The sequence below is a fragment of the Thermodesulfovibrio sp. genome (assembly GCF_049969575.1).
Lineage (GTDB): Bacteria > Nitrospirota > Thermodesulfovibrionia > Thermodesulfovibrionales > Thermodesulfovibrionaceae > Thermodesulfovibrio > Thermodesulfovibrio obliviosus.
This window is the reverse complement of sequence record NZ_JBMFOO010000022.1, coordinates 1-1203: the sequence shown is the minus strand read 5'-3', so window position 1 is coordinate 1203 and position 1203 is coordinate 1. Positions and strand designations below refer to the sequence as shown.

At 38.5% G+C, this 1203-nt stretch carries 1 protein-coding gene; it reads left to right on the top strand.

The window, feature by feature from the left end; translation table 11 throughout:
* A partial coding sequence (locus ACP5O9_RS06210; protein ID WP_428723657.1) for a CHAT domain-containing protein occupies window positions 1-1203 on the top strand: 1203 nt, incomplete at both ends.

Genomic DNA, 1203 nt, shown 5'->3' with positions numbered 1-1203 from the left:
TTCTTGAGGCAATGGCAGGCTCTGCAAAAAAGACAACATCCGCCCAGATTCCGCCTTATTTAAAGAATCGTGAAGATGAATTAACCAGAGAGCTAAGTTATCTTGACAGCCAATGGGAAAGTGCTCTCAAAAAAGGTGAGCAGGCAGTAAAAGAGCTTGAGAGGAGAAGACAAGGAGTTAAAAAACAGCTTGATGAACTAATAGAAGTTCTTAGAAAGAATTATCCAAGATATGCAGCCCTTCATTATCCTTTGCCTGTTAAAGCTGAAGACTTACCATTAAGAACAGATGAGGTTTTGTTGGAGTATGCAGTAACTGATGATGCTACCTTCTTATTTATCGTAAGAAAAGGGGGTGTGCAAAGGCTTATTAAGATACCCATTTCAAGAGAGTCCCTTGAAGAGACAGTGAAATCATTTATAGAGCCAATGAACATGAAAAAGCCTGATAAATTTTCAACAGCTATTGCGAAAAAGCTTTATGATATTCTTCTTTCAGAGGCATTAAATGAGGTAAAAGAAAATGAAAAGATAATCATAGTTCCTGATGGAATCTTGGGAGTTCTTCCTTTTGAGGCTCTTGTTATAAAAGAAGGAACAGGTATCAAAGATAGCATTTACATTGCAGACAAATACACAATTACATACTATCAATCAGCAACAATCCTGGCATTTCAGAGAATTTTAAAAGAAATATCGCCAGAAAAAACACTTTTTGCACTGGGCAATCCAGTTTTTAGCAGAGATGACCCAAGATACATTGCATGGAAACAGGGAAAGAAAGAACAGTTTGCCAGTCTCAATCAATATGCCTTCAGAGGACTTGCAATAAAAGCAAAATGGGGAGCAGTTACACAGGAGGAGTCCAACAAAATAGAATTTCCACCTCTGCCTGAGACAGAAATTGAGGTAAGAGAAATAGCAAGGATAATGGGCGTAAATCCAGAGCCTCCACAGGTTTTACTTTCAGTTATGGCAAATGAGACAAATCTTAAACAAGCAGGGCTTGAAAAATACAGATACATTCATTTTGCAACTCATGCATCCCTTCCTGGAATGATTCAGGGAGTAAATGAGCCTTTCATACTTCTCGGGCAGGTTGAAAATCAGGGAGAGGATGGATTTTTAACATTAAGCGAAGTTGCTGATATGAAGCTCAATGCAGACATTGTGGTTTTGTCTGCCTGTGTTACTGGAGTTGGAA